Origin of the sequence: Sphingobacterium sp. WOUb80 (genome assembly GCF_050058145.1) — a bacterium.
In the GTDB taxonomy this organism is placed as follows: Bacteria; Bacteroidota; Bacteroidia; order Sphingobacteriales; family Sphingobacteriaceae; genus Sphingobacterium.
This window is the reverse complement of sequence record NZ_CP165617.1, coordinates 4,220,889-4,246,282: the sequence shown is the minus strand read 5'-3', so window position 1 is coordinate 4,246,282 and position 25,394 is coordinate 4,220,889. Positions and strand designations below refer to the sequence as shown.

Genomic DNA, 25,394 nt, shown 5'->3' with positions numbered 1-25,394 from the left:
AAATTGACTTTTTGGGGAAAATCTCATTTTCTGATGTGATCCCAATTTTTTGTTTTACTTTGCTTAAAGTAATTATTCTTTTCTTTTTTATTTCTGATTTTCTAAGTTTAGAAGGATAGTGGGGAAGAAGAAATTCTCCTTGGTAACTTTTTTGCGTAAATAATAAAAAATATTTAGCACTTTTACCAAACAATTATTAATCACTTATTTTAAGTGTACACATATGTCCTAAAATGTCCCCTACGAATTACAATTTGTAGTTACGGAATGTCTAACTATGCAGAAGGAAGAAGTATTATTTAAAACACACTATAATGGGCTGTGCCACTTTGCCTGGAAAATTGTCGGTGATTTAGCTGTGGCAGAGGATCTTGTGCAAGATGCTTTTGTTGCTTATTTTAAAAACACTGGGCAAATCAGTGACAATGAGATTGCGATTAAGAATTACTTGTATAGTTCGGTTCGTTTCGCCTGTTACAATCATATTCGTCACGAAAAAGTACAACAGCGATATTGGAATGTCGTCGGATTTACAGAGGAGGATAATATTGCTCTTGAATTAAACATGATTCATAGTGAGGCCATTCAAGAAATTTACAAAATTATAGAACAGATGCCGGCCTCTTGTCAACAGGTCTTTCGCCTTGGTTATTTGGAAGGCTTGTCTAATCTTGAAATAACCCATGAATTGAAAATTAGTATCAATACCGTAAAAACCCAAAAACAACGCGGTATGAAAATGCTCTTAAAACGGCTAAATCCTGAGTTTTTACCCCTTATTATTTTTTTGTTAAAAAATATTTAAATTCTTGTCACCCTTTTTCCTGTCTTAAGTTTCTTTACTATACAAAATGGAAGAAAACTCAGGACATATCTCTCAGCTGCTTCAAAAATTTCTATTTGGTCAATTGACTGATGTAGAAAAAGTAGAATTTGAAGAATGGCTACAAGCTAATGACCAAAATAGACGGCTTTTAGAATCCTTTCGAAAAGCGAAGAATATCGAACAAGATTTAGCTATTGTTAAGCAATTGGATGCAAATAAAGCATGGCAAAAACTTAACAACAAGAATGAAAAGTCTAATAATAAATGGTTTATCGGGATTGCGGCATCATTACTCCTTTTGGCTAGTTTTTTCTATCTGTGGCAGAGTAACCATTTGCGAACTGATGATGATACCGTATATACCTCGGCTTCGTATTTGGCGCAAGATGTCGAACCGGCACAGAGTGGCGCTATCTTGCAGCTGTCAAATGGTAAAAAAATCGCGCTTAATGACAAAATTTCGAGGACATATGATAGCAATAAGACATTTGTAGGAAATGGGAGCGAATTAATCGTTAACAACACTAAAAGCCAGCATGTATCTCGTTTGAATTCGCTCATTGTGCCGCGTGCAAGTTTTTACAAAATTACATTGAGTGATGGTACCAGAGTATGGGTCAATGCGCAGTCTAATCTAAAATTTCCAGCACAGTTTTCCGAAAATGAAAGAAGGGTTAGTTTAGAAGGAGAGGCTTATTTTGAAGTGGCACACGACGCTAAAAAGCCTTTTTTTGTTGAGTCAAAAGCGGGTGAAATCAAAGTATTGGGTACCCATTTCAATGTATTTGCTTATCACGACGATATTCGTGCAACTTTAGTCGAGGGAAAGGTCGAAGTAAGACAGCATGAGAATAAACTGGAACTGAATCCGGGAGAGTTTGCTTCCCTTTCAAAAAATAATATGATAAAAGGGAGTGCTGATATTCAGCAAGATTTAGCTTGGCATAACAACGAATTTTACTTTAAAAAGGAAACGATTGTAAATATTGCCCATCAATTGTCCCGGTGGTACGATCTGGATGTAAAATTTAGAGGCAATGTACAGCTCAACAAAGAATATAGCGGCAGTATACAGCGGGATGTAAAACTTTCTCAGGTGCTGGAGATGCTATCTTACGTCAGCAATCTCCGGTTTGAAATTCATGGCAAAGAATTGATCATTGAGAACAAAAGCTAACTTATTTTAAACAAATATATAAACTAATTCAGCGAGGCTTATGATATAATTATACGCTCCAATCATTAAATGCCCAAAAAAGAGAACAGGAATGTTGGCGCATCCCTGTTCAGTAATGTGATCAAAAGGGCTCATAACTTAAAAGTGAACTATTAATTACCTAATTAACCACAAAATGTAAATGTATGAATAACTTACCATTTAGCAAAGCCTGGTCCTTGTTACCTCAAGACCATCGGTTTTGCAAACCCTTACGTATTATGAAAATTAGTACATGCCTTTTATTCGCATTTGTAACCGGTGTTCATGCAAAAGGAACAGCACAAAAAGTTACATTGAAAATGAGGAATGCACGGATTGAGGAAGCGCTCTCCGCAATATCCAAGCAGTCCAATCTACGCGTTCTCTATAGTGAAAATTTGAACGCAAAATCTCGCGTTACAATCAATCTAAAAAATGCTTCTGTAGAAGAGGCGTTAAACTCGATACTAAGCGATAAAAATATCGAGTACAAGATTATTGCAAATACAATTTCTGTCAATAGCAATGTAAAGAACCAAGGAGTTTTCGAGAGCATTCAGCAGTCGATCAGCGGAACGGTTAAAAATGCTAATGGAAATCCTTTGGCTGGCGCTACAATCACGGTCAAAGGAACTTCCATTTCCACGCAAACAGATGCAGATGGGCATTTTAAGATAAATGCTGGCGGAAATGCTGTATTGGTTGTCCGCTATGTTGGATTTAACAATATGGAGGTTGTTGTCAATAATAGAAATACAGTATCTATCGTATTGGATTCTAATGAAAATCAAATCGAGGAAGTTGTTGTAACGGGGCTTGGAGCTAAGATTGACAAACGAACATTTACAGGAGCTACGGCTAAGGTTGATATGAAAGATATCGAACTAGGCGGACTTCCTGATCCATCCAGAGCATTGGAAGGACGTGTCGCTGGGGTCTCTGTTCAAAATACAACCGGAACTTTCGGATCGGCACCGAAAATTAGGGTTCGTGGGGCGACGTCAATTTACGGTAGTTCAAAGCCACTTTGGGTAATTGACGGGATCATTATAGAGGATGTTGCGAATGTTTCTTCGGATGATTTGTCTTCAGGAGATGCGTTGACCTTAATCAGTTCTGCTGTCGCTGGATTAAATGCCAACGACATCGAGTCATTCACTGTGCTTAAGGATGGTTCTGCAACTTCGATATATGGTGCTAGAGCCATGGGGGGGGTTATTGTTATTACTACAAAGAAAGGAAAAGCTGGTCGAAATTCTGCAAATTATGTTGGCGAGTTTACCTCAAGAGCAATTCCTTCTTATGATAATTTCAATATCATGAACTCGCAACAACAGATGGCATTTAATCAAGCACTCGAACAAAGAGGATGGTTAACAATGGCTGACGTTGCAAGTAAATCCGAATCGGGTGTATACGGGAAAATGTATGAGTTAATCAAATCGGGGCAATTAGAGAATACACAAGAGGCACGAAATGCCTACTTAAGAAAAGCAGAATACCGAAATACAGATTGGTTTAAACAATTGTTCAGCCGGACAATTATGCAAAATCACTCGGTCAGTCTTTCTTCAGGTACAGATAGAGCACAATACTATACATCTATCAGTGGAGTCTTTGATAATGGATGGACGCGTAAATCGGATGTAAAGCGCTATACAGGTATGTTCAATGCCTCGTATAATCTATACGATAACCTTAAGTTAGATTTGCGGACAAATGGATCTTATCGGGATCAGCGAGCGCCTGGTACGATTGGTTCAACGGTGGATCGAGTCTCCATGGAAATTAAACGCGATTTTGATATCAATCCTTATACCTATGCGTTAAGGAGCTCCAGGACACTCGACCCTAATGAATTCTATACGCGGAATTATGCGCCATTTAATATCCTGCATGAATTGGACAACAATTACATGGATATCAATGCTGCCGATATCAAATTCCAGGGAGAATTGAAATGGAAGCCAATTAAAGCGCTGGAGCTAGGTTTATTGGCTGCTACAAGATATCAACAAACGTCGCAGCAGCACTATATCAAAGATCAGTCAAACCAAGCATTGGCTTATCGCGCGATGCCAACAACATTTATCCGCGATGCGAATCCATTCTTATACAAAGATCCAAATGACCCTTATGCCGTTCCTGTTTCTGTCTTACCTTATGGCGGTATTTATAATCGTACGGATAATAAAATGTTTACTAAGGATTTCCGTTTTACAGCAGCTTTTGACAAAACTTTTAAGGAGATTCATAAAGTATATGCATTTGCTGGTGCTGAAACGAATTCTGTGGATCGAAATCAGAACTGGTTTAGAGGTTGGGGGTTACAATATGATTTAGGAGAGATTCCATTTATAGATTATAATCTGTTTAAGAAGAGCCAAGAGGAAAATGCTGATTATTATTCTATTGACAGAAAGAAAAATGGTGATGTTGCTCCGGCTCGTAACAGACAGGTGGCGTTTTATGGAACCGCCAATTATACGTTTGACAACCGATATACCATTAATGGTACATTACGGTACGAAGGAACCAACCGTTTGGGGCGTACAACCTCTGCACGTTGGATGCCGACATGGAACGTTTCAGGAATGTGGAATGTGATGGAAGAAGATTTCTTTAAAAAACTGAATACGCCATTTTCAAATTTGAGTTTCAAGGGTTCTTATAGCTTGACAGCGGATAGGGGACCAGATTTCGTTACCAATTCGAAAATTATTATTCAGAGTTACAATCCTTGGCGACCTAGTACAGCTGATAAAGAAACCGGATTGAATATTAATAGTTTAGAGAATTCTGAACTCACTTATGAGAAAAAGCATGAGCTAAACATTGGTACATCAATTGGTTTATTTAAGAATAGAGTTGCATTGGATGTTGATTACTATAAACGTAAAAATTTTGACTTAATCGGTATCGTCAATACACAGGGACTTGGTGGTGAAATTTCTAAATACGGGAATGTTGCCAATATGGAATCTAATGGATTGGAATTTAGTCTTTCGGCAACAATATTGAAAAAGCAAGACTTCTCTTGGGTTTCTAGTTTTATCTATACCAAAGCAAAAAACAAGATTACTGCTTTAGAAAACAATAGTAGAGTTTCAGATTTAATTGCTGCCGGAGGATATGGATTGGTTGGTTATCCCGTAAGACCGCTATTTTCCATTCCATTTAATCGACTTCTTCCAAATGGTCTGCCAGTGTACAATTACATTGATGGTACAGAGACAACGACAGGTGTTTATTTTCAAGAACGCAAGAGAATAGAATTCTTAAAGTACGAGGGACCGACCGAACCAACCGATATGGGAAGTTTTGGGAACATATTTTCGTATAAGAATTTTAAACTCAATGTATTTATTACCTATTCCTTTGGAAACGTGATTCGATTAGATCCTGCTTATAAAACAGGTTATACAGACTATAATGCTACACCAAAAGAGTTTTGGGATGCATGGACTGTTCCTGGAGAAGAAGCCTTCACGAATATTCCAGTTATTTTGGACTCTCGCTTTATTCGTAACAGCAGTCAATTTGACTATGCATATAACGCTTATAATTATTCCACGGAAACTGTTGCAAAAGGTGATTTTATTCGTTTGAAGGACATTTCCTTATCTTATGAGTTGCCGAAACATTTTGTGCAATCCATTAAGATGAACAATCTTGGTGTGCGATTTAATGTGGTCAATCCTTGGCTAATTTATGCCGATAAGCGACTCAACGGACAAGATCCTGAATTTGTGAACTCAGGAGGTGTGGCATTACCGATTGCGAAACAATATACATTAACCTTAAAAATGGGATTCTAGCATATGAAAAAGAGACTATCATATATATTAATTGCCGCGGGAATAATAGCGACAAGCTTTTCTTCCTGTAAGAAATACTTGGATGAATTGCCCGACAACAGGGCCGAATTAAATACAACGGATAAAATAGGGAAGATGCTTGTGGGCGCTTATCCTGAGAATGCTCATGTCTTGGTATCAGAACTGTCCTCGGATAATGTGGATGACGTTGGACCAGTTTATCTGAACTATTCTCGTTTTATTGCACAAATATTTGCGTGGGAAGATATTACTGAAACCAGTAATGATGGGATTGATCGTATTTGGGGATCTTGCTATAGTGCGATTGCCAGCGCTAATGCGGCTTTGCAAGCAATTGAAGAACAGGGAAATCCAGCGAGTTTAAGCGCTCAACGTGGCGAAGCATTATTAGCACGTGCTTATAACCATTGGATCCTTGTTAATATGTTTGCCCAGAATTATTCGAAAAAGCATTCGACAACAGATTTGGGGGTTACCTATATGACAAAAGGGGAAACGACTTTAAATCCCAAATATGAACGAAATACTGTTCAAGAGGTTTACGATTTTATTAAGAAAGACGTAGAAGAGGGCTTGCCATTAATTAATGATGCTTCTTATGCCAACACTAGTGTTGCAAAATATCACTTTAACCGTGCGGCAGCGTACACATTTGCCTCACGCGTTGCATTGTTTATGGAAGATTGGGCGAAAGTAGTTGAGTATTCTACCGAAGCGTTGGGAAATAATCCGGCAACAACTTTACGGGATTATGCAACGATTGCTTCGTTCTCCGCTGCCTACGACAATACAACAAGGGCGTATAATGCGAGTTCTTTAAAAGCTAATTTCCTAATTGCTACAGCTTATTCAGCTATGGGAACTACTTTCCGTGGAAGTTCCACGAATAACAGAATCAACCATGGTGGCACGATTGCAAAATTCGAGACAACTTTTGCTAAACAAGTTTTCGGAACAGCAGTATCAAGTACAGACTATAGAGTCCGTGTATTTGGTTATGTCAGTACTACAGCAAATAAGGTGCTTTTTCCACATGCAGCATATATGTTCGAATATACCGATCAGGTGGCGGGAACTGGATATACTCGTGGAGTTTATACACCAATCACTTCAGAAGAGGCATTATTGAATAGGGCTGAAGCAAATATCCAGCTTAAGAATTACCCAGCAGCCATTGCTGATATGCAAATCCATATCAACAACAATACCATTAATAACCCAGCGACAATTAGTGAGGTGTCTATTAACAATTGGGCAAATTCATTCGATTATTTTACACCAACAGCTCCTACACCCAAAAAGAGATTAAATCCAGATTTTGAATTCGAAAAAGGGGGGACACAGGAGAATATGATTCATGCACTACTATCGCTCAAACGTCTCCAATTCCTACATACCGGATCAAGATGGTTTGATGTAAAACGTTATGGCATTGAAATTACCAGAAGAACAGCACCAGGAGTCTTTAATGCCAACAATTTCCCAATTACCGTGACAGATAACACGTTAAAAGTAAGAGATAATCGTCGTGCGATTCAACTCCCTCAAGATGTGATCAACGCAGGTTTAACCCCAAATCCTAGATAATATGAAATTAAATACAAGAATATTTATGTTATTAGCTTCATGTGGCGTATTGTTGTCCGCATGCAATAAGGAAGATAAATTGGATTCCAAAAGTGTTTTTGTGGATTCCGAAATTCCTAAAAATGCTTTGGATAACTATTTATATAATAATTATACTAAACCTTATAATGTTGAGATACTTTATAAATATGTAGATAAAGAATCTGATATGTCCTTTCGTTTGGTCCCCGCCCCTTATGAGGCTTCTATACGATTGGCAAAATTGATGCAGTTCCTGGTGATAAAACCTTATGATGAGGTCACAGGAAGCCAACAGTTTTTAAAGAATAATTTCCCTAAAATTATCACGTTTACAGGATCAATGCCTATTCAGACAAATGGGACCGCAATTTTGGGAACTGCAGAAGCAGGAACCAAAGTCTCCTTGTATAACTTATTGGCTTTAAACGAAACAAGTGGAAAAGATCGCGATTTTTTAAATTCCAATTTCTTTAAAACTGTGCACCATGAGTTTCAGCATATTTTGAACCAAAATAAGCCCTATCCAAGTAATTTTTTGGAGATTTCGGGCCGTGGATATGTAGAGGATGAATGGAATACTAAATATACCAGTACTGGGGCTGCGGTTGCTGCAGGCTTTATATCACCATATGCATCTAAAGCTAATACAGAGGATTTCGCGGAATTATATTCTTTTTATGTAACTCGTAGCCAAGCTGATTGGGACGCGATTTTAAATTCAGCTGGATCAACGGCAGAAGGTCGGGCAACCATTGCTTCTAAGCTGGTGATCGTAAAAAATTATATGAAATCAGAATGGGGAATAGACATGGATGTATTGCGCTCGAATATTTTAGCGAGATATAGTCAACTGAGTACTTTTGATCAAACAACTTTAAATTAGGAAAAATGAAATTTAAACTATTTATATTAGGAATATCCATTTTGTCTTTGAACGCAAGTTGTGAGAAGAAAATGGATCATATTTTCGACGATAGTCCGTCAGACCGATTAAATGCAAGTGTCGAAAAAGTTTATTCAGGAGTCCAGTCGAATAAGGATGGCTGGTTGATTAAATACTTTCCGAGCAGTGGGTTGGAATTTGGTGGTTACACCTTGTTTGCCAAATTTACGAATAATGTTGACGTAAGCTTTGAAGGAGATATGACGACCTTGGCAGCACAGACTAGTACTTATACTGTAGTTTCCGGTGCTGGTCCTATTTTAACTTTTGATACTTACAATAAGATCTTCCATTTTTTCGCATTACCTCAATATTTCAATAAGAATAGCAATTATCAATTGCCGGGTTTTATTACGTCAACAGCGGGGGTTGGTGCATCTAATGAAGGGATGAAAGGGGAAAATGACTTTTTGGTAACCAAAGTAACAGCAGATTCGATTGTTATGGAAGGCAGAAAGTCCTACAATAAGCTGGTGATGGTGCCGATTAAATCTGCAGACGCAGCTACAATTGTGGCAGCATACCGTGCAGCTGTCACAAAGTTTAATGCCTTTTCAAATTACAAATTCGAGGTCGGAACAGAGTCTTTTCCTGCAACATTTGCAAATGCGACAACGAAGAGAGCATTGCTTATCGCAGGAAATGCGAAACCATATGCTTATCGCTATACGCCTACAGGACTCGAATTTTACACTGAATATGATGTAAATGGAGTGAAGTTTAGAGAGTTGAAGTATGTAGAACCGACAGGTGCATATACCAAGGGCTATTTTACCAATGATGCAGGTACGATCAAGTTAGTTCCACAAAGTTAAAAACTGATTTTCTCCCTGCGAAATCAGGGAGAAAGTTTCATATGTTTATTTAGTGGCCCCTTCAGAATATTTTTTGGAGGGGCTTTTTTGCAAATATTTTTTTCCATGTAATGATTCTATTGATTTAGTTGTCATAATTAAAGTGTAAAGTCTTTGCCTTAAATTAATATGAACCAAATTGTAATTATGAAGTATTTTTTTAGTGTCTTTTTATTTGTTTTTGTAGCTCAGTTATTCGCGCAACAAAAAAACAGTCAAACTAAGCACCTACCATTTGAGACGATCTATTTTGCTGGTGTTCAATTTAACAACGCCAGCAATTTGAATAGGATCTTGAAAGAATATGATTCCGGAAAGGTGCCTGGGTTTGGTTGGAATGCAGGCGCCGGACTGGCATACAGGACGAAACAAACCCTGATTGGCGTGAATTTTAGCCTGTCGACAAGCAGTAAAAACGACAATACGATGAACACAGGAGATTTTACGATTTATGTATCTACCAATGCGATACGTACAGGCAGATTGATCTTTAGTCCACAGCTGGGAATCGGTACGCAGTCTACTACTTTTACGGTTCAAAAGAAAAATCTGAATGGAGAATTTGGCGACTTTTTGACCACGCAGTCCAACCAAACAAAAATGGAGCATGATGCTGCGATTGTCGATTTAAGTGTTACGTTGAAAACATCTAATTCCGAACGAACGAGCGTTCTCCCGGAATGTAGAGTCGGTTATAAATCTTCTATTACACAGAATGAATGGAAAGTAGTGAATGCTGCCGTTTCAAATGTTCCGAAGGACAGACTTGGACATTTTTATGTTCAGTTGGCTTGGGGTATTGGACGATAAAAAAATTAAATTCTAATTATTTCTGCTGAAAGTGGATTTTATTTTCTAAATCTATAGTGGAGATTAATTTGAATATTAGTTTTGGATAATTCATTTTATTAGCAGACAGGAGTAATAGTTACCACTCATAGATCTTTATGAAAACACACTGTAAGTTATTTTTTCTTTACTGCCTTATTATGGTAGTAATTATATTAAGTCAGCAACTTATTGACGTTTACTTTCGAGGTGAAGCAGCAGAATTTACTGTCGGTAGAATTGTTGCAACACTTGTGTATTTGATAATCGGGGCGTTGGTGCTTACATTTGTGGAAATAAAGACAAAGAGAACTAAATAGATTAGAATCTCTAAATATAGCTGCTCTAACCGTAGAAAGTGATACCTGGGAAAATATAGAAAAGCTGATTATTTCACCAAAACAAATGATGAAAAGATTATTGTTCCTTGTCTCTTTGATTTTCTTCATGCTAGGATGTAAGAAAGAAAAAGACGATGCTAACCCTTTCTTAGGAGAATGGGAAGTCAAAACTATCTATACAAAGTATACCGACCCAGTTGCTGGACTAAGAGAGGAAACAACTGACGTTAAAACATTTTTGGCGAAGAATGGCTATTACCCATCGACATATAAAGGACTGCTGTTTTATAGTGTTGATAGTGCCGCATTGATAACATCGGAGACATTTACTGTGTCTGACAACGGTGACTATTTGTATATAGGTCCAGATAAACCTGGTCACAAAGACGAAACGAGAGATAGGTTAAGCGCGAGCTATAAGGTCGATGGCAATACCATCACTTTTCAATTGGAACCATTACCTGTTCCGCAGAAGTTAACTTATCATTATGCTTTCGTGAATGGTTTTCTTGAACTTACTGTAAAAGATATAGATAGTGAACTGGAAGGAAAGCCTGTGATCCATAAAGAAGTATGGACATTGCAGAAGAGTAAATAATGCTATAACTTAGCGTATTGCCTAATTTTTGAAAATCTATTAAAGCTCCAATGAAACGAATCATTGTCATCCTGTTGATTAGTATTATAAATACAGTTGCCTTGCAAGCGCAGCAAAAAAACAGGCCATTTCAATTTAAGAAACCTGTTAAGGTCGTTGAACATGCTAAGTATGGCAAGATTAGCCTATACGACGCGAGAGAAATAAAAGATAATCTTGGCGTGATACAAGTCGGTATGTTGAATGCAAACCGACTGTTGGTGGCAGATCCATCATTGGAAAAGCAATTGCAAAACCAATTAGAACAAATGGCATCAGGCAATAAAGCTGACGGCGAATTACTGATGCGGTTGGAGAAATTCTGCATGGCCGAATTGACAGGTGCTTTCTCCGAAAAGGGATTTTTGGATGTTAGAGCGATTTTATTTTCTAAGGAAGTAAATGGGGATTATTTACAGGTTGCCCGTATTGATACGTCGATCGTTGTGAAAGGGATGGATGTAACGAAAGCGACTTTGGCGCGTGCAAGTGAGGTGGTCAATAACCTGATCTTTGAGGCTTTAACCAAAAACAGCGATACGACAAAAAGCTACAGTTTCAGTGAAATCGAAAATTACGACTATATTCAAAAGAAACAATTAGCACTTTACAACGCCACAAAATTGAAAGATGGGTTATATCTGACCTATGATGAGTTTGCCCATCAAACACCATCCGGAGGAGAAGCTCAATTGAAAGATGGTGATTTATACTTAGGATTCTTTAAAGAAGATGAAAAAGGGAAGCTTAAAAAGATAAAACCAAAGGATTATTACGCAGTAGTGCATACTGGTCATCCATTTGTTTCAAGTCAAGAGCAGTTTTATTCGTTAAGCAAGGAAGATAATGATTTTATTTTTGTAGGACCAGTTAAGGAAACGGCTTCTGCGACCAATGTCGTTGTGGCTTCAGTGTTACTGGGTGCAATAGGGGGGATGCTAGTGTCAGGCCCCGAAATAAACTATTATACCCAGAAGCTTGATTATGCTAACGGTACCTTTATTCGAATGAAATAGGAGGCAGAAAAGTACTCCGGATTCTCGTCACGCCGTATTGACGAAGAACACAGACTGATCTACAAGTATGAGGAAATTCAAATTCTAATTGCTAAATGTAGGTTCTGTTATCATTGATCTGTTTTGAGGAGTAGAAAAATGACTCGGAGCAAAATGTATTTTAAGTTTTCCACATGATGTTAATAACGATGTGGAAAACGATGTATTGCTATACTTTTCTGATACCAACTTCATACCAACTAGTGGTCAACTCCGTACTGTAACCGCCTTGTGTGCACAGTGAGTCCACGTTGAGTCCACCTTCTAAGGGTGCCTTCACTGTACAGACATCCTGTTTGCATCTTGCTTGCAATTAGAAGGTGGTTAGGAGTTAGTTATAACTAATCCCAAAAAAGGTATCACTAAATTTTCAAATTTATAATTGCTATTTGCTGCAGTTTTCGAAATCCTTAAAAATGAACAAGATACTTGACATAGGGTCGTTTTGGTGGTATATTTATTGTATGGGAATAAATGATAATGGCTATATCCGTGGACTGGTTGGCCCACTGGTAAGCAGAAAGGTAGGAACAAAGAACTACATTCAAGGTAAACCACATCGTGTAAAACAAAACGTCGACACGAAGAAAGCTGGTAAAGATTTTGGACAGGCAAGTCGCGCGGGCGCTGCAATTAGGCAGGCTTTTAGGTTAGTGCATCAGGAACTGCATGATGGACAAATGGGCAATCGCTTGAATAGACAGATTTATAGGGCAATGAAAACAAATATCGATGACGATAGGGGAACACTGTGCCTAAACAACTGTAGGCTCGACAGATTGGTGAATTTCCAATTCAACGAAAATTTCCATATGCAGGATGCGCTGAATATCGATCCAACGGTTAGCCTAACCGAGGAGAATCAGATCGAAATCTCATTTCCGATATTTGACATTAACAGAGCATTAATGCTACCCAAAGATTGTAATGCTATCGCCTTTAAATTCCATACCTTTTCTTTCAATTTCAAAGAAAGGGAATTTATAGAAATAAAGGATGAAGAATGGGAGATCGATATCGTCTATGGACAGGATCCAATTCCGGCCAAGACGATCAGCATCCCATGCAACGAATTTGTTGGTACACCCATCCTGGTTGGATTTACGATCATATATCTTCATAAAAATGGCCAACGCTGCAATGTGCTCAATGAAGTTGATTGTACGCCTGCAACTATTCTAGCTGCTTTCCAGTTATAAAAGTGATCTTAATCTTTACCTATATTTTTTCCTACCGGAGCGGATATCCATTTACCGCTCCTTTACCTCCATTTACCGACTTTTTTATTCCTTTGATCTAAATGTAATAAAATGGAATGCCGGGTTGTCTTACTTTTGAATCAGAATCTTAAAGGAAATGATGCAACAAAATCAAGTTCCTTGCGACAATTAGAAAAGAGACAAAAAAACTAACACTATAAATAAAGTATTATGAAAACTTTAGTAAAGACATTCGCAGCAGCAGCATTGATTACGGTATCAACTTTCGCAATGGCAGCAGCTGACCCAGGTAAAGCATTAAACCTTTCCACAGCTGATTTAGCAATCGATAGTTACGTGTCAGTAATGACCGAAGGGGCATCTCAGGGAGTAGAAAAATTATTCGCATCCGAATTCAATCAAAAAATTCAAGGCAAAGTTGCGCGTACCAATAGCCGTTCGGAAGTTATCTCTTTCCTGAAAAAGCAAAAAGGCGAAAAGTTAAACTGCAGCACAAATACAGAAGTTCTTGAGGAATCTGAAAACTATATGGTTGCACGTATCACCATGAAGTTTGATGATTTCACCAAAACAGATTTAGTGACGTTGGTTAATGAGTCAGGAAGCTGGAAGGTTGCAAGCTCTGTAAACTCCTATAAATAGAAACTGTTTAATTAAATTCATATGTTTATTTTGGCCACGTCGGGATGATGTGGCTTTTTTTTTTATCAGAAATAGCGTATGGATATTTTTGATCAGGAAATCTTGGAGTTGTAGCAGAATTTAAAGTAGTCAAATGTAGCATACATTAGTAAGTTCTCTAAGTTATCAACAATGTTATTAACATCCTGTGGAAAACATTGGGTTCAATTGGGATTACTTTGAGTGAACATAATAATTATTTAACCTGCTAATTTCTTACTTATCTGGTTTATTTATTATCATTGCGAAACTATTAACAAATTTTATGAAGTCCAGGGGGTATTTAGTGCCAAAACTGATTTGTTTTTTGCTAGTCAATCTATTTATATTAAATGCGGGTGCTCAGATTGCGACAACAGTATATTGTACAAAGAAAGGGCAGGAAACCAAACGAAATGATTCTGCTTATTTTTCCAGAACTATAGTCCCCATGACGGATCAGGCGATGTCATATTTTAAGATTGAGGAGCATTATTTAGCGAATAATGCCATTAAGTTAATAGGGACAGCACAGGATACAGGTGTTATTATAAAATTTGTGGGGAAGCTGCAGGAGTTTTATGACAATGGTGGAAAGAAGAGTGTAAAAAATTATAACGCAGAAAGTTTTCTAGTTGATTCGGCATTCTATTGGTATCCAAATGGGAAATTAAAAACGGTTTCATATTACCCATTGAACGAAAAAGTGGATAGAAATATGCCTTTTTATATTGCTCACTACGACTCTTTAGGCAATAGGACCCTTGAAAATGGAAATGGTTTTATTCGCATTGAGTATGATGATGACAATTATCAAGAAGGAAAAATGACAGACCATCACCATGATGGCAAATGGCAGGGTATCGTTTTTGGTATGCCTACCACTGAGGTATTTAATAAAGGCAAATTTCTTTTTGGTGTTAAGACCCGAAAAAATGACACAGCTATTAACTACGATTCAACCACTTATATGGTTAATCCGGAATATCCTGGCGGGATGTCAAAACTCATGAAATTCGTTTCAAAACATTATAGATTCCCTAAAGAAGCCAAGCGAAATAATGTAAAAGGAACACTGGAAATTAGTTTTTTGGTTAATCAGGATGGGTATTTAGAGGATATTGCTGTGAAAAAAGATTTGGGATTTGGGACGGGGGCTGAGGGTGTGCGTGTATTAAAAATGGCAGAAAGATGGAAACCTGGAATCAGCCGCGGGGAACCTATCCGTGTCATGTATACGATGCCGATTCGGCTAAATTCAAACTCCTGATTGATTGCCTGTATAAAAAGGATTGTGTTTTTTGAGCGGCTGTCCCTTTGTTCCTATGATGGGGACTAGAATTAAATGACGTTCTCAAATTTGGCAATAAGACGGGGGTATCAACAATCTTATTAACACAATTATTTGCACTTTTAATTAATTTGGATATATCTTATTATTACCGCTATACAAACAATTATTATGAAGTATTATTTACATTTTGGGGCGACACTCGTTTGTTTTCTGCTGGTCAATCTATGTTTATCGAGCCTTTATGCCCAAGTTGCTTTTACAAGTTATCATAAGAGAAATGGTGCAGAAACGAAACACACTGATTCGGCTTATTACATGCGTACAATTCATGTGGATGCATCGGGAAAGGATAAAGTTTATCGTGTCGAGGAGTTTTACACGCGCAATGATTCGATCAAACTCAGTGGGATCAGTACAAATGCGCTTTATCCATTTAAATTTCGCGGACGAAAGTACGAATTTTATGAACAAGGGACGTTAAAAAGCTTAGAAAACTATAGTGACGAGAGTGCTTTGATAGATTCTGCTTTTTATCTATACCCAGGTAATAAATTGGAGAAGATTGTTTTTTATCCCAGTAGCCTCGATAAAAAAGGAAAACTGAAAATAGAAGATCCTATGTATGTTGTGTACTACGATTCTCTCAACAACAAAACACTGGAAAATGGAACTGGTTTTATGCGTATAAATTATGGCTGGAGCTATGAAGAAGGGCAAATGAAAAACCATTTACGTGAAGGTGAATGGACAGGAAAGATGGGAAAGGATAAGTTTGTTGAAACTTATTCGAATAATCAACTAGTATCAGGTACTAAAACAAAGGTTTCCGGCGAAGTTTTTAAATATGATTCGTCCAACTTTATGAGTCCTCCAGATTACCCCGGTGGAATTTCAAGACTCATGGGCTTTATCGCAAGCAACTATGTCTACCCAAGGGAGGCCATTAGTAATCAGGTGTCTGGTATTGTAATGATAGCCTTTGTGATAGATAAAGATGGCAATATAAAAGACCCAGTTGTCAAGAAAGATTTAGGTTTCGGAACAGGAGAGGAAGGCATTCGTGTGATAAAAAAAGCAGGTAAATGGAAGCCCGGCATACAGCGTGGAGAGAAAGTCAATGTGCAGTATTCGCTCCCAATCCGGTTGAACACGTCAAGATAGACCTGTTTCTAAGGCATAAAAAAGAACTATACGCAGTAATGTCTTAACTGTTCGAAATTGCGTGATGGGGTTATACTGGCAAATTAAAGAAAAATGGCTGTCCGATCTTTTTTTGGACAGCCATTTTTAGGGATAAAAGTATAAAATATACTATTTTTTCAAGGCTGCTGCGCCTTTGATGATGCCCTCCACAACAGTAGGGTCTTGAAGCGTAGAAGTATCTCCTACATTGGCGATATCGTCTTCGGCAATCTTGCGTAAGATACGACGCATAATCTTTCCTGAGCGTGTTTTTGGTAGGTCATCTACAAACTGAATAATGTCTGGTTTAGCAATCGGACCGATAATACGCGAAACAGTCTCCATGATATCTTTTTTGGTTGCTTCGGCGTCCGTATGGTGGTTGGCAATGACGTAGGCATAGATACCTTGCCCTTTTACAGGGTGCGGATAACCGACAATGGCAGACTCCACAACGTCAGCGTGCATATTGATCGCATTTTCTACCTCTGCTGTGCCGATGCGATGTCCCGAAACGTTCAGTACATCATCTACACGGCCTGTGATTTTGTAATAGCCCTCCGGACTGCGGAAACATCCATCGCCCGTAAAATACATATCCTTATAAGTCGAGAAATAGGTTTGACGGCAACGGTCATGATCTCCCCATGTCGTGCGTAACATGCCTGGCCAAGGGAATTTGATACACAGATTGCCCGTAACATCATTGCCCTCAATTTCTTTTCCACTTTCATCCATCAAAGCAGGTTGAATACCTGGCATTGGGAACATGGCATAACTTGCTTTTTCGGGTGTTACTCCCGCTAATGAAGTGATCAAGTGACCGCCATTTTCTGTTTGCCAATACGTATCCACAACAGGACAGTTCTTTTTGCCAACTTTTTCATTAAACCAATTCCAGGCTTCTTCGTTGATCGGTTCTCCTACGGATCCCAAAACGCGCAAAGAAGAAAGATCGTTTTTGTCTACGAATTCGTCACCAAAAGCCATCAACGAGCGTAAAGCAGTAGGGGATGTATAAATGATGTTCACCTTGAATTTATCGACTATATCCCAATAACGGCTCGCGTCAGGGAAAGTTGGCACACCTTCAAACATCAAAGAAGTAGCTCCCTGTGACAGCGGTCCATAGACAATGTAACTGTGTCCTGTAATCCAGCCAATATCTGCCGTACAGAAAAATACATCGTTTGGCTTATATTGGAACGTATTCATAAAGGTATAGCCTGTGTATACCATATAACCACCACAGGTGTGTACAACACCTTTAGGTTTACCTGTTGATCCTGATGTATAAAGGATAAATAAAGTATCTTCAGCATCCATCTCTTCGGCTGGACATGCCGGATTTCCTTGTGTTTCTACTTTTTTGATCTCATCTTCCCACCATACATCACGACCTTTGATCATCGATACCGGCGTACGTGTACGTGTTAAAACAATTACTTTTTCAACGGTGTCGCATTGCATTAATGCATCGTCTACAATATTTTTTAGACCAATGGTTTTATTTCCACGGTAACTACCATCTGAAGTAACGATCAGTTTGCATTCTGCATCTACGATACGATCCGCAATAGAACGTGCTGAAAAGCCTCCAAATACCACAGAGTGAATAGCACCGATACGAGCACAGGCCAATACAGCAATGACCAATTCAGGAACCATTGGTAAGTAAATACATACCCGGTCTCCTTTTTTGACATTATTATTTTTAAGTACATTGGCAAATTGTTCTACCTTTTGCAGTAATTGCTTATAGGATAGAATGCGGTGTGCTTCATTGGGATCATTAGGTTCCCAGATGATGGCAGGTTTATCGCCATTAGCATAAATATGACGATCAAGACAGTTTTCTGTAATATTTAATTTTGCACCCTCAAACCATTTGATATTGGGTTCTTCAAAGTTCCAGTTCAGCACTTTATTCCATTTTCTCTTCCAGAAAAAATGATCTGCAATACTCGCCCAAAACTCCTCAGGTTGTTCTACACTTCGCTTATATTCACTTTGATATTCTTCAAATGATTTTATTTGTAGGCTCATCGTTATTAGGATTATTATGAATTATTTTACTTTATATTGTTATCGTTGCGAAATTGTTTTTGATATTTCGATTTCGGTGTACAATTTAGCGGTTTTTGCCCATTTTATCAAAAAATTGATGTTTAATATAATGTTAAACTACTTTTATCTATAAGATTGTTATCTTGCAACAAGATTTACCAAGATGTCTTTTCTAAGAAAGCTATTCTATATTACAATCTATACAAATCTCCTGATCGCTATGGCGGCCATGGCACAATGTGCACTGACTTATATCATATTCGAACGGTCAATCAATTGGTATATCGTTTTAGTGGAGGGGACAGCGACTTTATTGCTTTATAATTTTAGCCTGTGGTGGTCCAAGCCGAAGAAGCCAAAAGAATCAAAGTTCCCCCGGACACGCTGGATCTTTAATCATGAATGGGTCATGTGGTTAAACAATGGTGTAGCTTTACTGGTACTGGGGTATTGCTTGTGGTATATCCATATTTACTCTTTTCTGTTTTTAGGATTTATTGGAATTCTAAGTTTATTATACGGAATGCCACTGTTTACTTTCCGTGATCGCAAAGTGGGGCTTCGACAAATCCCCGGTGCCAAGATCTTCCATATTGCCTTGGTCTGGGTCTGCAGTAGCGTAGTACTCCCCTACGTGGAATTGGTCAACGTAGGTGTCAAAATAGATCAGTGGGTTTTTATTGCCCTTTGCGGATTGAAGTTTATATTTTTGGTTATTTGCACCTTGCCTTTTGATATTCGGGATATCCAACAGGATTCCTATTATCACTTAAGGACTTTGCCCAATATGCTGGGCGAACAAAAAGCTAAAAATCTAACTTATCTGCTGTTGGGCCTTCATTGTATTTTGATCTTGACGGTACCCTATACAGTACCTATTAAAATTGGGTTGATTCTGACGAACTTGCTCGTATTTGCCCTGCTAAAATTGGCTGTTTTCAAAACAAAAGGTCACTACCACTACGCTTATCTGCTAGACGGTAGCCTGGTGCTGCAGTTTCTGATCGTTGTTCTTGTTGGCATTTTTAATCCCGGAACGTAAGTTTTTATACATTCAAAACAACTAGACGACCTTAACGTTCGACGTCTGTAAGCATAGGACCCGCTTGATTGGATATTTTGGCAAATGAACCGTTGTAATAATTAAGATGCCAGAAAGGCGATGATCTTATCTGCGGCCACTTCCGATAATTTATAATAACTTTCAAAGGTCCATCCGGCAACGTGTGGTGATAAGATTACATTATCTCTTTGAATAAGATTTGTGTACCATGTCTGTTCAGCTAGTTTCGGAAACTTTTCTACCGGTAACACATCAAATGCCGCACCGAGAATAGCGCCAGAATCGAGATGATCAAGCACTGCGGGTACCTGCACAATACCGCCACGTGCTCCGAGTAAAAAGAAAATAGGTTTTTCAAATTTAGCCAGATAATCCGCATCAATCATTCCGCGTGTTTCGTCTGTTAAAGGAATATGGAAACTGACCACATCGGCTTCCTGGTAGATCTTCTCCATAGTTGCCGCTTCTGCATACTGATCTGTGTAGTCGGTCCGGTATTTATCATAGGCGAGCACATGGACGTCAAAACCGGATAGCTTTTTTGCCATCGCCATCCCATTGTGCCCATAACCAATTAAGCCAACGGTGCGCCCCTTAAGTTCATAGCCACGGTTAGCTTCCCGAAGCCAGTGTCCCGATCTGATTTGCTGGTCGCCACGATTCAGATTGTTCATTAAACTTAACAGCATGCCGATCATATGCTCCCCCACGGCATCCCGATTGCCTTCGTTGGCCGGAATTAACTGCAGGTCTCTTTGTGCAGCAATGGCATCGTCGATATTGTCCATGCCAGCACCGGCACGGGCAATAAAGCGGAGATTTGGCGCTAAGTCAAAAAAATCTTTATCGACCTGAAATTTGGAGCGGATGACCAGGCCTGAATAGTTGTGAATAATTTTCTCGGCTTCTTCCCGGCTGATATCAGGTTGATAATCGTAATGGATACCGGCCTGCTCAAATTTCTCAAGCATAATCTCATGAATGTCGTCGACGATCAGAATAGTAGTTTTCATCCAATTATTTTTTATGCGGGAACTAAATCATAGTGCTTCAGTTGAGCACTATAATTTAGCTCCCGACGTCATGATTACGGTTAATCTGCATAAAATCTACAGATAGTAGTTTGTTAAGCTGCTGTTGTTTCATGCGGTTCGGCATGATTTTCATACAAAAATTTCGCATTCCTATCAGAAATGGATTTTCCCATTGTGCAATTTTGCCTATCCTCCAGGATGTATTGCAGATATAATTTACCCGATCCAATCGTCTTTTTTCGAACCGTTGAAAGGCTAAGGTAATCGAAGCTGCAGTTCGCAGCTCATCCATCAGTACAGCAATATCTTCAATAGCCTGACAGGCACCCTGGCCCAAGTTTGGTGTGGTGGCGTGCCCGGCATCTCCAAGCAATAATATATTGTCAAATGCAAGCTGCCTGAGCGGAGCGATGTCGATGATATCGTTTGCTATTAGCTCGCTATCCTTCGTTTCCGAGAGGATTGTTGGAATAGGAGTATGGTAATCACTGAAGTTGTCGAGCAACTCCTTTGTTTTCCAATTTTTTAAAACAGGGTTCTGTGCTTCGGTATTGATGCAAGCGTACCAATAAATACGGTTATTGACAAGCGGGGTCATGCCAAAGCGTCCTTTTGCGCCCCAGGTTTCCGTACCTTTCTCCAGCTTTATGCTGCTGTTGTCTATGGTGGCCCGCCAGCAGGTATAGCCCGAATAGCGAGGGGAGGAGCCCGGGATAAGTTGCTGCCTTAGTAGCGAATGTACTCCGTCGGCAATAAAAAGGGCTTGGCCCTGTACATGGCTTCCATCCGCAAAATAAACATGAATATCTTCGCCCACACGTTCCAAGGAAACAGCGCGTTTGCCAAGGTGGATTTGTGTGTTTGGGATTTTGGATAACAGAAACTGATGCAGGTCTGCCCGATGGATAGCAAAGTTGTCCTGTTGGTATTTTCGGCTGATTGATTTGGTGTCTGGTTCAGCCAGCATATTTCCTTTTTGATCCAGGATATTATAGGATGCAAGGTAATGTCCTATTGGAATGATCTCGTCTTTCAAGCCTAAATGTTCCAAAGCCTGCATGGCGTTGGCCGCAAGTCCGAATCCTGCACCTATGCCCTTGAGCTCGGAAGCACTCTCATAGAGATGTGCTTCAATGCCCAGCTTTGCGAGTCCTATTGCAGCACATAATCCCGCGATACCTCCACCAACGATAATAAATGTGCTGTCTGCTGTCCGCATATTAAAGACTATTTGCTATTTCATTTGTTAAGCCCACAAAATCATCGACCGTCAGTCGTTCTGCACGGAGTTCATACAGTGGATTGTCGGACATTTTATCTTTGGGAACGACACCCGAAAGTGAGTTTCGGAGGGTCTTACGACGTTGGTTGAAACCCGCTTTTACAACACGCCAAAATAATTTCTCATCACAATTCAATTGCTCACGGTCATTGCGCGTCATGCGAATAACGCCCGACAATACTTTTGGTGGTGGGTTAAATGCGCCCGCCTTGACGGTAAATAGGTATTCTACCTTATAGTATGCCTGTAAAAAGACACTTAATATGCCATATTCCTTGCTGCCCGCTTTAGCCGTACAGCGTTCGGCTACCTCTTTCTGGAACATACCCGCCATCTGAACGACACGTTGGCGTTCATCCAAAATTTTAAAGAGAATTTGCGAAGAGATGTTATAAGGGAAATTTCCAATAACAGCCATTTTCTCACCAAAATACTGTGAAAAGTCAAGGGTTAGAAAATCACCGTGGATCAATCGTTTGCCCAATTGGGGATATTTATCATCCAAATAAGCAATAGATTCATCATCCACATCGATCAAATAGGTCTCATATTCCTCCTTCTGCAGGAGAAAATCCGAAAGCACCCCCATTCCTGGACCTACTTCAAGCACCTGGCTAAAACCCAATTTAGGATCCAATGCTTCCACAATCTTTTGTGCAGCATTTTTGTCGTTCAAGAAATGCTGTCCTAAATGTTTTTTTGCTCTTACTGTACTCATGTTGCAAAAGTAAAAAATAAATAAGTGAAAAAGAACAATAAGCCCTGGCTGTATGAATTCATGTCGTGATGAGAACTACGCTATACGTACTACTCTATACTTAATATGTTATTCTAAGAAAAAAAATCCCTATTTTTGAATCAAAGCATTTAAACAGAATGAGCGATAAATTAAAAATCGGAATTACCGTAGGCGATATTAACGGCATTGGACTTGAAGTAATCATTAAATCTTTGGTAGATCAACGTATGTGTGACTTCTTTACGCCAGTGGTTTACGGAAACACAAAGGTTGCTTCTTTTCACCGTAAAGCGATCGGGGTAAATGATTTTAGCTTTAATGTTATTAATGATGCTGAGCAGGCGCATTCCAAAAGAGCAAATATGATCAATTGCTGGCAGGAAGATGTCAAGATTTCGTTGGGTGAAGAAAACGAAATTGGCGGTAAATATGCTTTTCTATCCCTGGAGAAAGCCGTTGAAGATCTAAAAGCGGGTAAAATCGATGGTTTGGTGACGGCTCCTATCAATAAGCATAACATTCAGCAGGAGGGATTTCAATTTCCGGGTCATACCGAATACCTGCAAGCCAAAGTTGGAGCCGATGATGTGCTGATGTTTATGGTATGTGATGAATTGCGTATTGGCGTGGTGACAGGTCACATCCCTCTGCATGAAGTCGCTACTCATATTACCGAAGAAGCCATTCTTAAGAAACTTGCACTGATGAATGACTCTTTAAAGAAAGATTTTTGGATTGAAAAACCTAAGATTGCAGTATTGGGACTTAATCCGCATGCTGGTGATCATGGGATTATTGGCACCGAAGATGATCAAATCATTAGGCCTACGGTAGAAAAGGCAAACGAACAGGGGATCTTCTGTTTTGGCCCTTACCCAGCCGATGGTTTTTTTGCAAAAGGGGCTTATGAAAAATTTGATGCGGTATTGGCGATGTACCACGATCAAGGGTTAATTCCTTTTAAACATATCGCTAAAGGCGCTGGTGTGAACTATACTGCTGGTCTACCCATCGTACGTACTTCGCCGGATCATGGTACGGGCTATGATATCGCTGGAAAAAATCTAGCTTCCGAAAGCTCTTTTGTAGAAGCCATTTTTTCAGCTTTGCACATTGTAAAGCGCCGTCGTGAACAAGCCGAGTTACTTAAAAATCCACTTGCTTTCCGTAAATTATCCAAAGATAGGGATTAGGGGAAAAAATTGTTACTTTTGCAAACTGTTTGGTTTTTTACCTGCTGTTTTGACTATGTACGATAATTTACAACATCCAATCTTTTCTATCATTAAGGAACTCGCCGAGACAACAAATACCGAATGCTATGTCATTGGTGGGTATGTTCGCGACTATATCATGAAGCGTCCTTTTAAGAATGATGTTGATATTGTTGTTGTCGGTAGCGGTATTGAATTTGCGACTTTATTGGGTGAAAAGTTGCATACTAAAGTTGCAGTATATAAGAATTTTGGCACAGCAATGCTTGTCTATGAAGGACTGAATGTAGAGTTTGTCGGTGCGCGAAGGGAATCCTACCGTGCCAATTCACGTAAACCTATTGTAGAAGATGGTACCTTAGCCGATGATCAAAATCGCCGTGATTTTACGATCAATGCCATGGCATTTTCGTTAAATAAGTCCGATTACGGCACTTTAGTTGATCCATTTGAAGGTGTACAAGATCTTGAGCACCGTCTAATTCGGACGCCCTTAGATCCGATAGAAACGTTTTCTGATGATCCATTGCGGATGATGCGGGCTATTCGCTTCGCTACACAGTTAAATTTTAAAATTGCTATCGAAGCCATTACAGCGATCACCGATACCAAAGAGCGGATAAAAATTATTTCTAAAGAACGGATTATCGATGAAATCAATAAAATTATTCTTTCCCCAAAACCTTCTGTAGGTTTCAAATACCTATTTGATACGGGGCTATTGGAATTGATATTTCCGGCGATGTATAATTTACATGGTGTGGATGTTATTGATGGCAAGGGGCATAAAGATAATTTCTATCATACCTTGGAAGTGCTGGATAATGTATGCGAACTATCAGATGATCTCTGGTTACGTTGGGCAGCCATTATGCATGATATTGCTAAACCGGCTACAAAACGTTTTGATAAAAAGCTCGGTTGGACTTTCCACGGCCATGAAGATCGTGGTGCCCGGATGGTGCCTAAACTTTTTGCTGAATTGAAGCTTCCGCTCAATGAGAAGATGAAATTTGTTCAGAAACTTGTACAATTGCATCTTCGGCCGATTGTCTTGGCACAAGATATCGTAACAGATTCTGCGGTACGTCGTCTGCTGTTTGAGGCTGGCGATGATATTGAAGCCCTGATGATGCTGTGTCATGCAGATGTGACGACAAAAAATGAGTTCAAAAAGAAAAAATATCGCCAAAACTTCGAGCTTGTCAAACAAAAACTGAAGGACGTGGAAGAACGGGATAAAGTCCGGAACTGGCAGCCACCAATTAGCGGAGAAGATATTATGGTCTTGTTTGGCTTAGCTCCGGGGCGTACCGTAGGACAACTGAAAAATTTGATCCGAGAAGCTATTCTGGAAGGTGAAATTCCAAATTCCCGGGTAGAGGCCTATCAATTTTTGGTGAAAAAAGGTGGGGAAATGAACCTGACGATCAAACAAGAAATCCCATTGGAAATTTCCAATTCTTAAAATATAGTATTATTTTTAAAAGATTAAAAGAAGAAAATAGCA

General features: G+C 39.1%; 20 protein-coding genes and 1 pseudogene. 17 read left to right on the top strand and 4 right to left on the bottom strand.

All coding sequences use genetic code 11. The features are described from left to right. Nucleotides 1-277: 277 nt before the first annotated feature. The 14 genes and pseudogenes from AB1Z56_RS17840 to AB1Z56_RS17775 all read left to right on the top strand — a co-directional run bounded on the left by AB1Z56_RS17840 (nucleotide 278) and on the right by AB1Z56_RS17775 (nucleotide 16,464). Nucleotides 278-805 carry an RNA polymerase sigma factor gene (locus AB1Z56_RS17840; protein ID WP_426789793.1) on the top strand — a complete coding sequence of 176 codons (528 nt, stop codon included), beginning with the start codon at nucleotides 278-280 and terminating at the stop codon, nucleotides 803-805. A 46-nt stretch (nucleotides 806-851) separates the two neighbouring features. Further along, nucleotides 852-2,003, top strand: coding sequence for a FecR domain-containing protein (locus tag AB1Z56_RS17835; protein WP_426789792.1), 1,152 nt, complete (start codon nucleotides 852-854; stop codon nucleotides 2,001-2,003). Nucleotides 2,004-2,188: 185 nt separating this feature from the next. After that, complete coding sequence (locus tag AB1Z56_RS17830) at nucleotides 2,189-5,842, top strand: SusC/RagA family TonB-linked outer membrane protein (protein ID WP_426789791.1); 3,654 nt, start codon at nucleotides 2,189-2,191, stop codon at nucleotides 5,840-5,842. Between the two features lie 3 nt (nucleotides 5,843-5,845). Then, a complete protein-coding gene (locus tag AB1Z56_RS17825) occupies nucleotides 5,846-7,450 on the top strand; it encodes a RagB/SusD family nutrient uptake outer membrane protein (RefSeq protein WP_426789790.1) in 1,605 nt (534 codons plus the stop codon). Nucleotide 7,451: 1 nt separating this feature from the next. Then, nucleotides 7,452-8,354, top strand: coding sequence for a zinc-binding metallopeptidase (locus AB1Z56_RS17820; RefSeq protein ID WP_426789789.1), 903 nt, complete (start codon nucleotides 7,452-7,454; stop codon nucleotides 8,352-8,354). 5 nt (nucleotides 8,355-8,359) lie between these two features. After that, nucleotides 8,360-9,229: a DUF4302 domain-containing protein gene (locus AB1Z56_RS17815; protein WP_426789788.1), complete on the top strand. Its 870-nt coding sequence runs from the start codon at nucleotides 8,360-8,362 to the stop codon at nucleotides 9,227-9,229. Between the two features lie 186 nt (nucleotides 9,230-9,415). After that, entirely contained in the window at nucleotides 9,416-10,078 is a 663-nt protein-coding gene (locus AB1Z56_RS17810) for a hypothetical protein (RefSeq protein WP_426789787.1), read from the top strand. 423 nt (nucleotides 10,079-10,501) lie between these two features. Beyond that, nucleotides 10,502-11,035 (top strand): hypothetical protein, encoded by a 534-nt coding sequence (locus tag AB1Z56_RS17805; protein ID WP_426789786.1) that lies wholly within the window; start codon nucleotides 10,502-10,504, stop codon nucleotides 11,033-11,035. Between the two features lie 50 nt (nucleotides 11,036-11,085). Beyond that, nucleotides 11,086-12,090: a hypothetical protein gene (locus AB1Z56_RS17800; RefSeq protein ID WP_426789785.1), complete on the top strand. Its 1,005-nt coding sequence runs from the start codon at nucleotides 11,086-11,088 to the stop codon at nucleotides 12,088-12,090. Nucleotides 12,091-12,108: 18 nt separating this feature from the next. Next, nucleotides 12,109-12,207: pseudogene (locus AB1Z56_RS17795) on the top strand (type II toxin-antitoxin system YoeB family toxin); the annotation flags it as partial. 338 nt (nucleotides 12,208-12,545) lie between these two features. Further along, a complete protein-coding gene (locus AB1Z56_RS17790) occupies nucleotides 12,546-13,328 on the top strand; it encodes a hypothetical protein (protein ID WP_426789784.1) in 783 nt (260 codons plus the stop codon). Nucleotides 13,329-13,559: 231 nt separating this feature from the next. Then, complete coding sequence (locus tag AB1Z56_RS17785; protein WP_309365857.1) at nucleotides 13,560-13,991, top strand: nuclear transport factor 2 family protein; 432 nt, start codon at nucleotides 13,560-13,562, stop codon at nucleotides 13,989-13,991. A gap of 346 nt (nucleotides 13,992-14,337) precedes the next feature. Next, complete coding sequence (locus AB1Z56_RS17780; RefSeq protein ID WP_426789783.1) at nucleotides 14,338-15,279, top strand: energy transducer TonB; 942 nt, start codon at nucleotides 14,338-14,340, stop codon at nucleotides 15,277-15,279. Between the two features lie 192 nt (nucleotides 15,280-15,471). Next, complete coding sequence (locus AB1Z56_RS17775; RefSeq protein ID WP_309365859.1) at nucleotides 15,472-16,464, top strand: energy transducer TonB; 993 nt, start codon at nucleotides 15,472-15,474, stop codon at nucleotides 16,462-16,464. 150 nt (nucleotides 16,465-16,614) lie between these two features. Here the strand turns inward: AB1Z56_RS17775 and acs are convergent, their stop codons facing one another. After that, complete coding sequence (gene acs / locus AB1Z56_RS17770) at nucleotides 16,615-18,531, bottom strand: acetate--CoA ligase (RefSeq protein WP_313269134.1); 1,917 nt, start codon at nucleotides 18,529-18,531, stop codon at nucleotides 16,615-16,617. A gap of 184 nt (nucleotides 18,532-18,715) precedes the next feature. On the opposite strand from acs, the gene AB1Z56_RS17765 reads away from it, so the two are divergent. After that, the gene (locus AB1Z56_RS17765) at nucleotides 18,716-19,594 is read left to right on the top strand and encodes a hypothetical protein (protein WP_313269137.1); all 879 of its coding nucleotides are present in this window, start codon (nucleotides 18,716-18,718) and stop codon (nucleotides 19,592-19,594) included. 101 nt (nucleotides 19,595-19,695) lie between these two features. Here AB1Z56_RS17765 and AB1Z56_RS17760 read toward each other — a convergent pair whose 3' ends face one another. The 3 genes from AB1Z56_RS17760 to rsmA are packed head-to-tail and all read right to left on the bottom strand — an operon-like array spanning nucleotide 19,696 to nucleotide 22,649. Next, the gene (locus tag AB1Z56_RS17760; protein WP_313269139.1) at nucleotides 19,696-20,628 is read right to left on the bottom strand and encodes an NAD(P)-dependent oxidoreductase; all 933 of its coding nucleotides are present in this window, start codon (nucleotides 20,626-20,628) and stop codon (nucleotides 19,696-19,698) included. A gap of 55 nt (nucleotides 20,629-20,683) precedes the next feature. Beyond that, nucleotides 20,684-21,868: an FAD-dependent monooxygenase gene (locus tag AB1Z56_RS17755; RefSeq protein WP_426789782.1), complete on the bottom strand. Its 1,185-nt coding sequence runs from the start codon at nucleotides 21,866-21,868 to the stop codon at nucleotides 20,684-20,686. Nucleotide 21,869: 1 nt separating this feature from the next. Then, the gene (gene rsmA, locus AB1Z56_RS17750) at nucleotides 21,870-22,649 is read right to left on the bottom strand and encodes a 16S rRNA (adenine(1518)-N(6)/adenine(1519)-N(6))-dimethyltransferase RsmA (protein WP_309365864.1); all 780 of its coding nucleotides are present in this window, start codon (nucleotides 22,647-22,649) and stop codon (nucleotides 21,870-21,872) included. A 158-nt stretch (nucleotides 22,650-22,807) separates the two neighbouring features. On the opposite strand from rsmA, the gene pdxA reads away from it, so the two are divergent. Next, a complete protein-coding gene (gene pdxA, locus AB1Z56_RS17745) occupies nucleotides 22,808-23,863 on the top strand; it encodes a 4-hydroxythreonine-4-phosphate dehydrogenase PdxA (protein ID WP_426789781.1) in 1,056 nt (351 codons plus the stop codon). Nucleotides 23,864-23,918: 55 nt separating this feature from the next. Next, nucleotides 23,919-25,352, top strand: a complete 1,434-nt coding sequence (locus AB1Z56_RS17740) for a CCA tRNA nucleotidyltransferase (RefSeq protein WP_313269148.1) — start codon at nucleotides 23,919-23,921, stop codon at nucleotides 25,350-25,352. Nucleotides 25,353-25,394 lie beyond the last annotated feature (42 nt).

What these genes read in the sequence shown, in the direction of transcription:
- AB1Z56_RS17760 (WP_313269139.1), bottom strand. Translation starts at nt 20,628, where the DNA reads ATGAAAACTACTATTCTGATCGTCGACGACATTCATGAGATTATGCTT.
- AB1Z56_RS17790 (WP_426789784.1), top strand. Translation starts at nt 12,546, where the DNA reads ATGAACAAGATACTTGACATAGGGTCGTTTTGGTGGTATATTTATTGT.
- AB1Z56_RS17825 (WP_426789790.1), top strand. Translation starts at nt 5,846, where the DNA reads ATGAAAAAGAGACTATCATATATATTAATTGCCGCGGGAATAATAGCG.
- AB1Z56_RS17800 (WP_426789785.1), top strand. Translation starts at nt 11,086, where the DNA reads ATGAAACGAATCATTGTCATCCTGTTGATTAGTATTATAAATACAGTT.
- rsmA (WP_309365864.1), bottom strand. Translation starts at nt 22,649, where the DNA reads ATGAGTACAGTAAGAGCAAAAAAACATTTAGGACAGCATTTCTTGAAC.
- acs (WP_313269134.1), bottom strand. Translation starts at nt 18,531, where the DNA reads ATGAGCCTACAAATAAAATCATTTGAAGAATATCAAAGTGAATATAAG.
- pdxA (WP_426789781.1), top strand. Translation starts at nt 22,808, where the DNA reads ATGAGCGATAAATTAAAAATCGGAATTACCGTAGGCGATATTAACGGC.
- AB1Z56_RS17835 (WP_426789792.1), top strand. Translation starts at nt 852, where the DNA reads ATGGAAGAAAACTCAGGACATATCTCTCAGCTGCTTCAAAAATTTCTA.
- AB1Z56_RS17815 (WP_426789788.1), top strand. Translation starts at nt 8,360, where the DNA reads ATGAAATTTAAACTATTTATATTAGGAATATCCATTTTGTCTTTGAAC.
- AB1Z56_RS17830 (WP_426789791.1), top strand. Translation starts at nt 2,189, where the DNA reads ATGAATAACTTACCATTTAGCAAAGCCTGGTCCTTGTTACCTCAAGAC.
- AB1Z56_RS17810 (WP_426789787.1), top strand. Translation starts at nt 9,416, where the DNA reads ATGAAGTATTTTTTTAGTGTCTTTTTATTTGTTTTTGTAGCTCAGTTA.
- AB1Z56_RS17775 (WP_309365859.1), top strand. Translation starts at nt 15,472, where the DNA reads ATGAAGTATTATTTACATTTTGGGGCGACACTCGTTTGTTTTCTGCTG.
- AB1Z56_RS17805 (WP_426789786.1), top strand. Translation starts at nt 10,502, where the DNA reads ATGATGAAAAGATTATTGTTCCTTGTCTCTTTGATTTTCTTCATGCTA.
- AB1Z56_RS17740 (WP_313269148.1), top strand. Translation starts at nt 23,919, where the DNA reads ATGTACGATAATTTACAACATCCAATCTTTTCTATCATTAAGGAACTC.
- AB1Z56_RS17840 (WP_426789793.1), top strand. Translation starts at nt 278, where the DNA reads ATGCAGAAGGAAGAAGTATTATTTAAAACACACTATAATGGGCTGTGC.
- AB1Z56_RS17820 (WP_426789789.1), top strand. Translation starts at nt 7,452, where the DNA reads ATGAAATTAAATACAAGAATATTTATGTTATTAGCTTCATGTGGCGTA.
- AB1Z56_RS17755 (WP_426789782.1), bottom strand. Translation starts at nt 21,868, where the DNA reads ATGCGGACAGCAGACAGCACATTTATTATCGTTGGTGGAGGTATCGCG.
- AB1Z56_RS17785 (WP_309365857.1), top strand. Translation starts at nt 13,560, where the DNA reads ATGAAAACTTTAGTAAAGACATTCGCAGCAGCAGCATTGATTACGGTA.
- AB1Z56_RS17765 (WP_313269137.1), top strand. Translation starts at nt 18,716, where the DNA reads ATGTCTTTTCTAAGAAAGCTATTCTATATTACAATCTATACAAATCTC.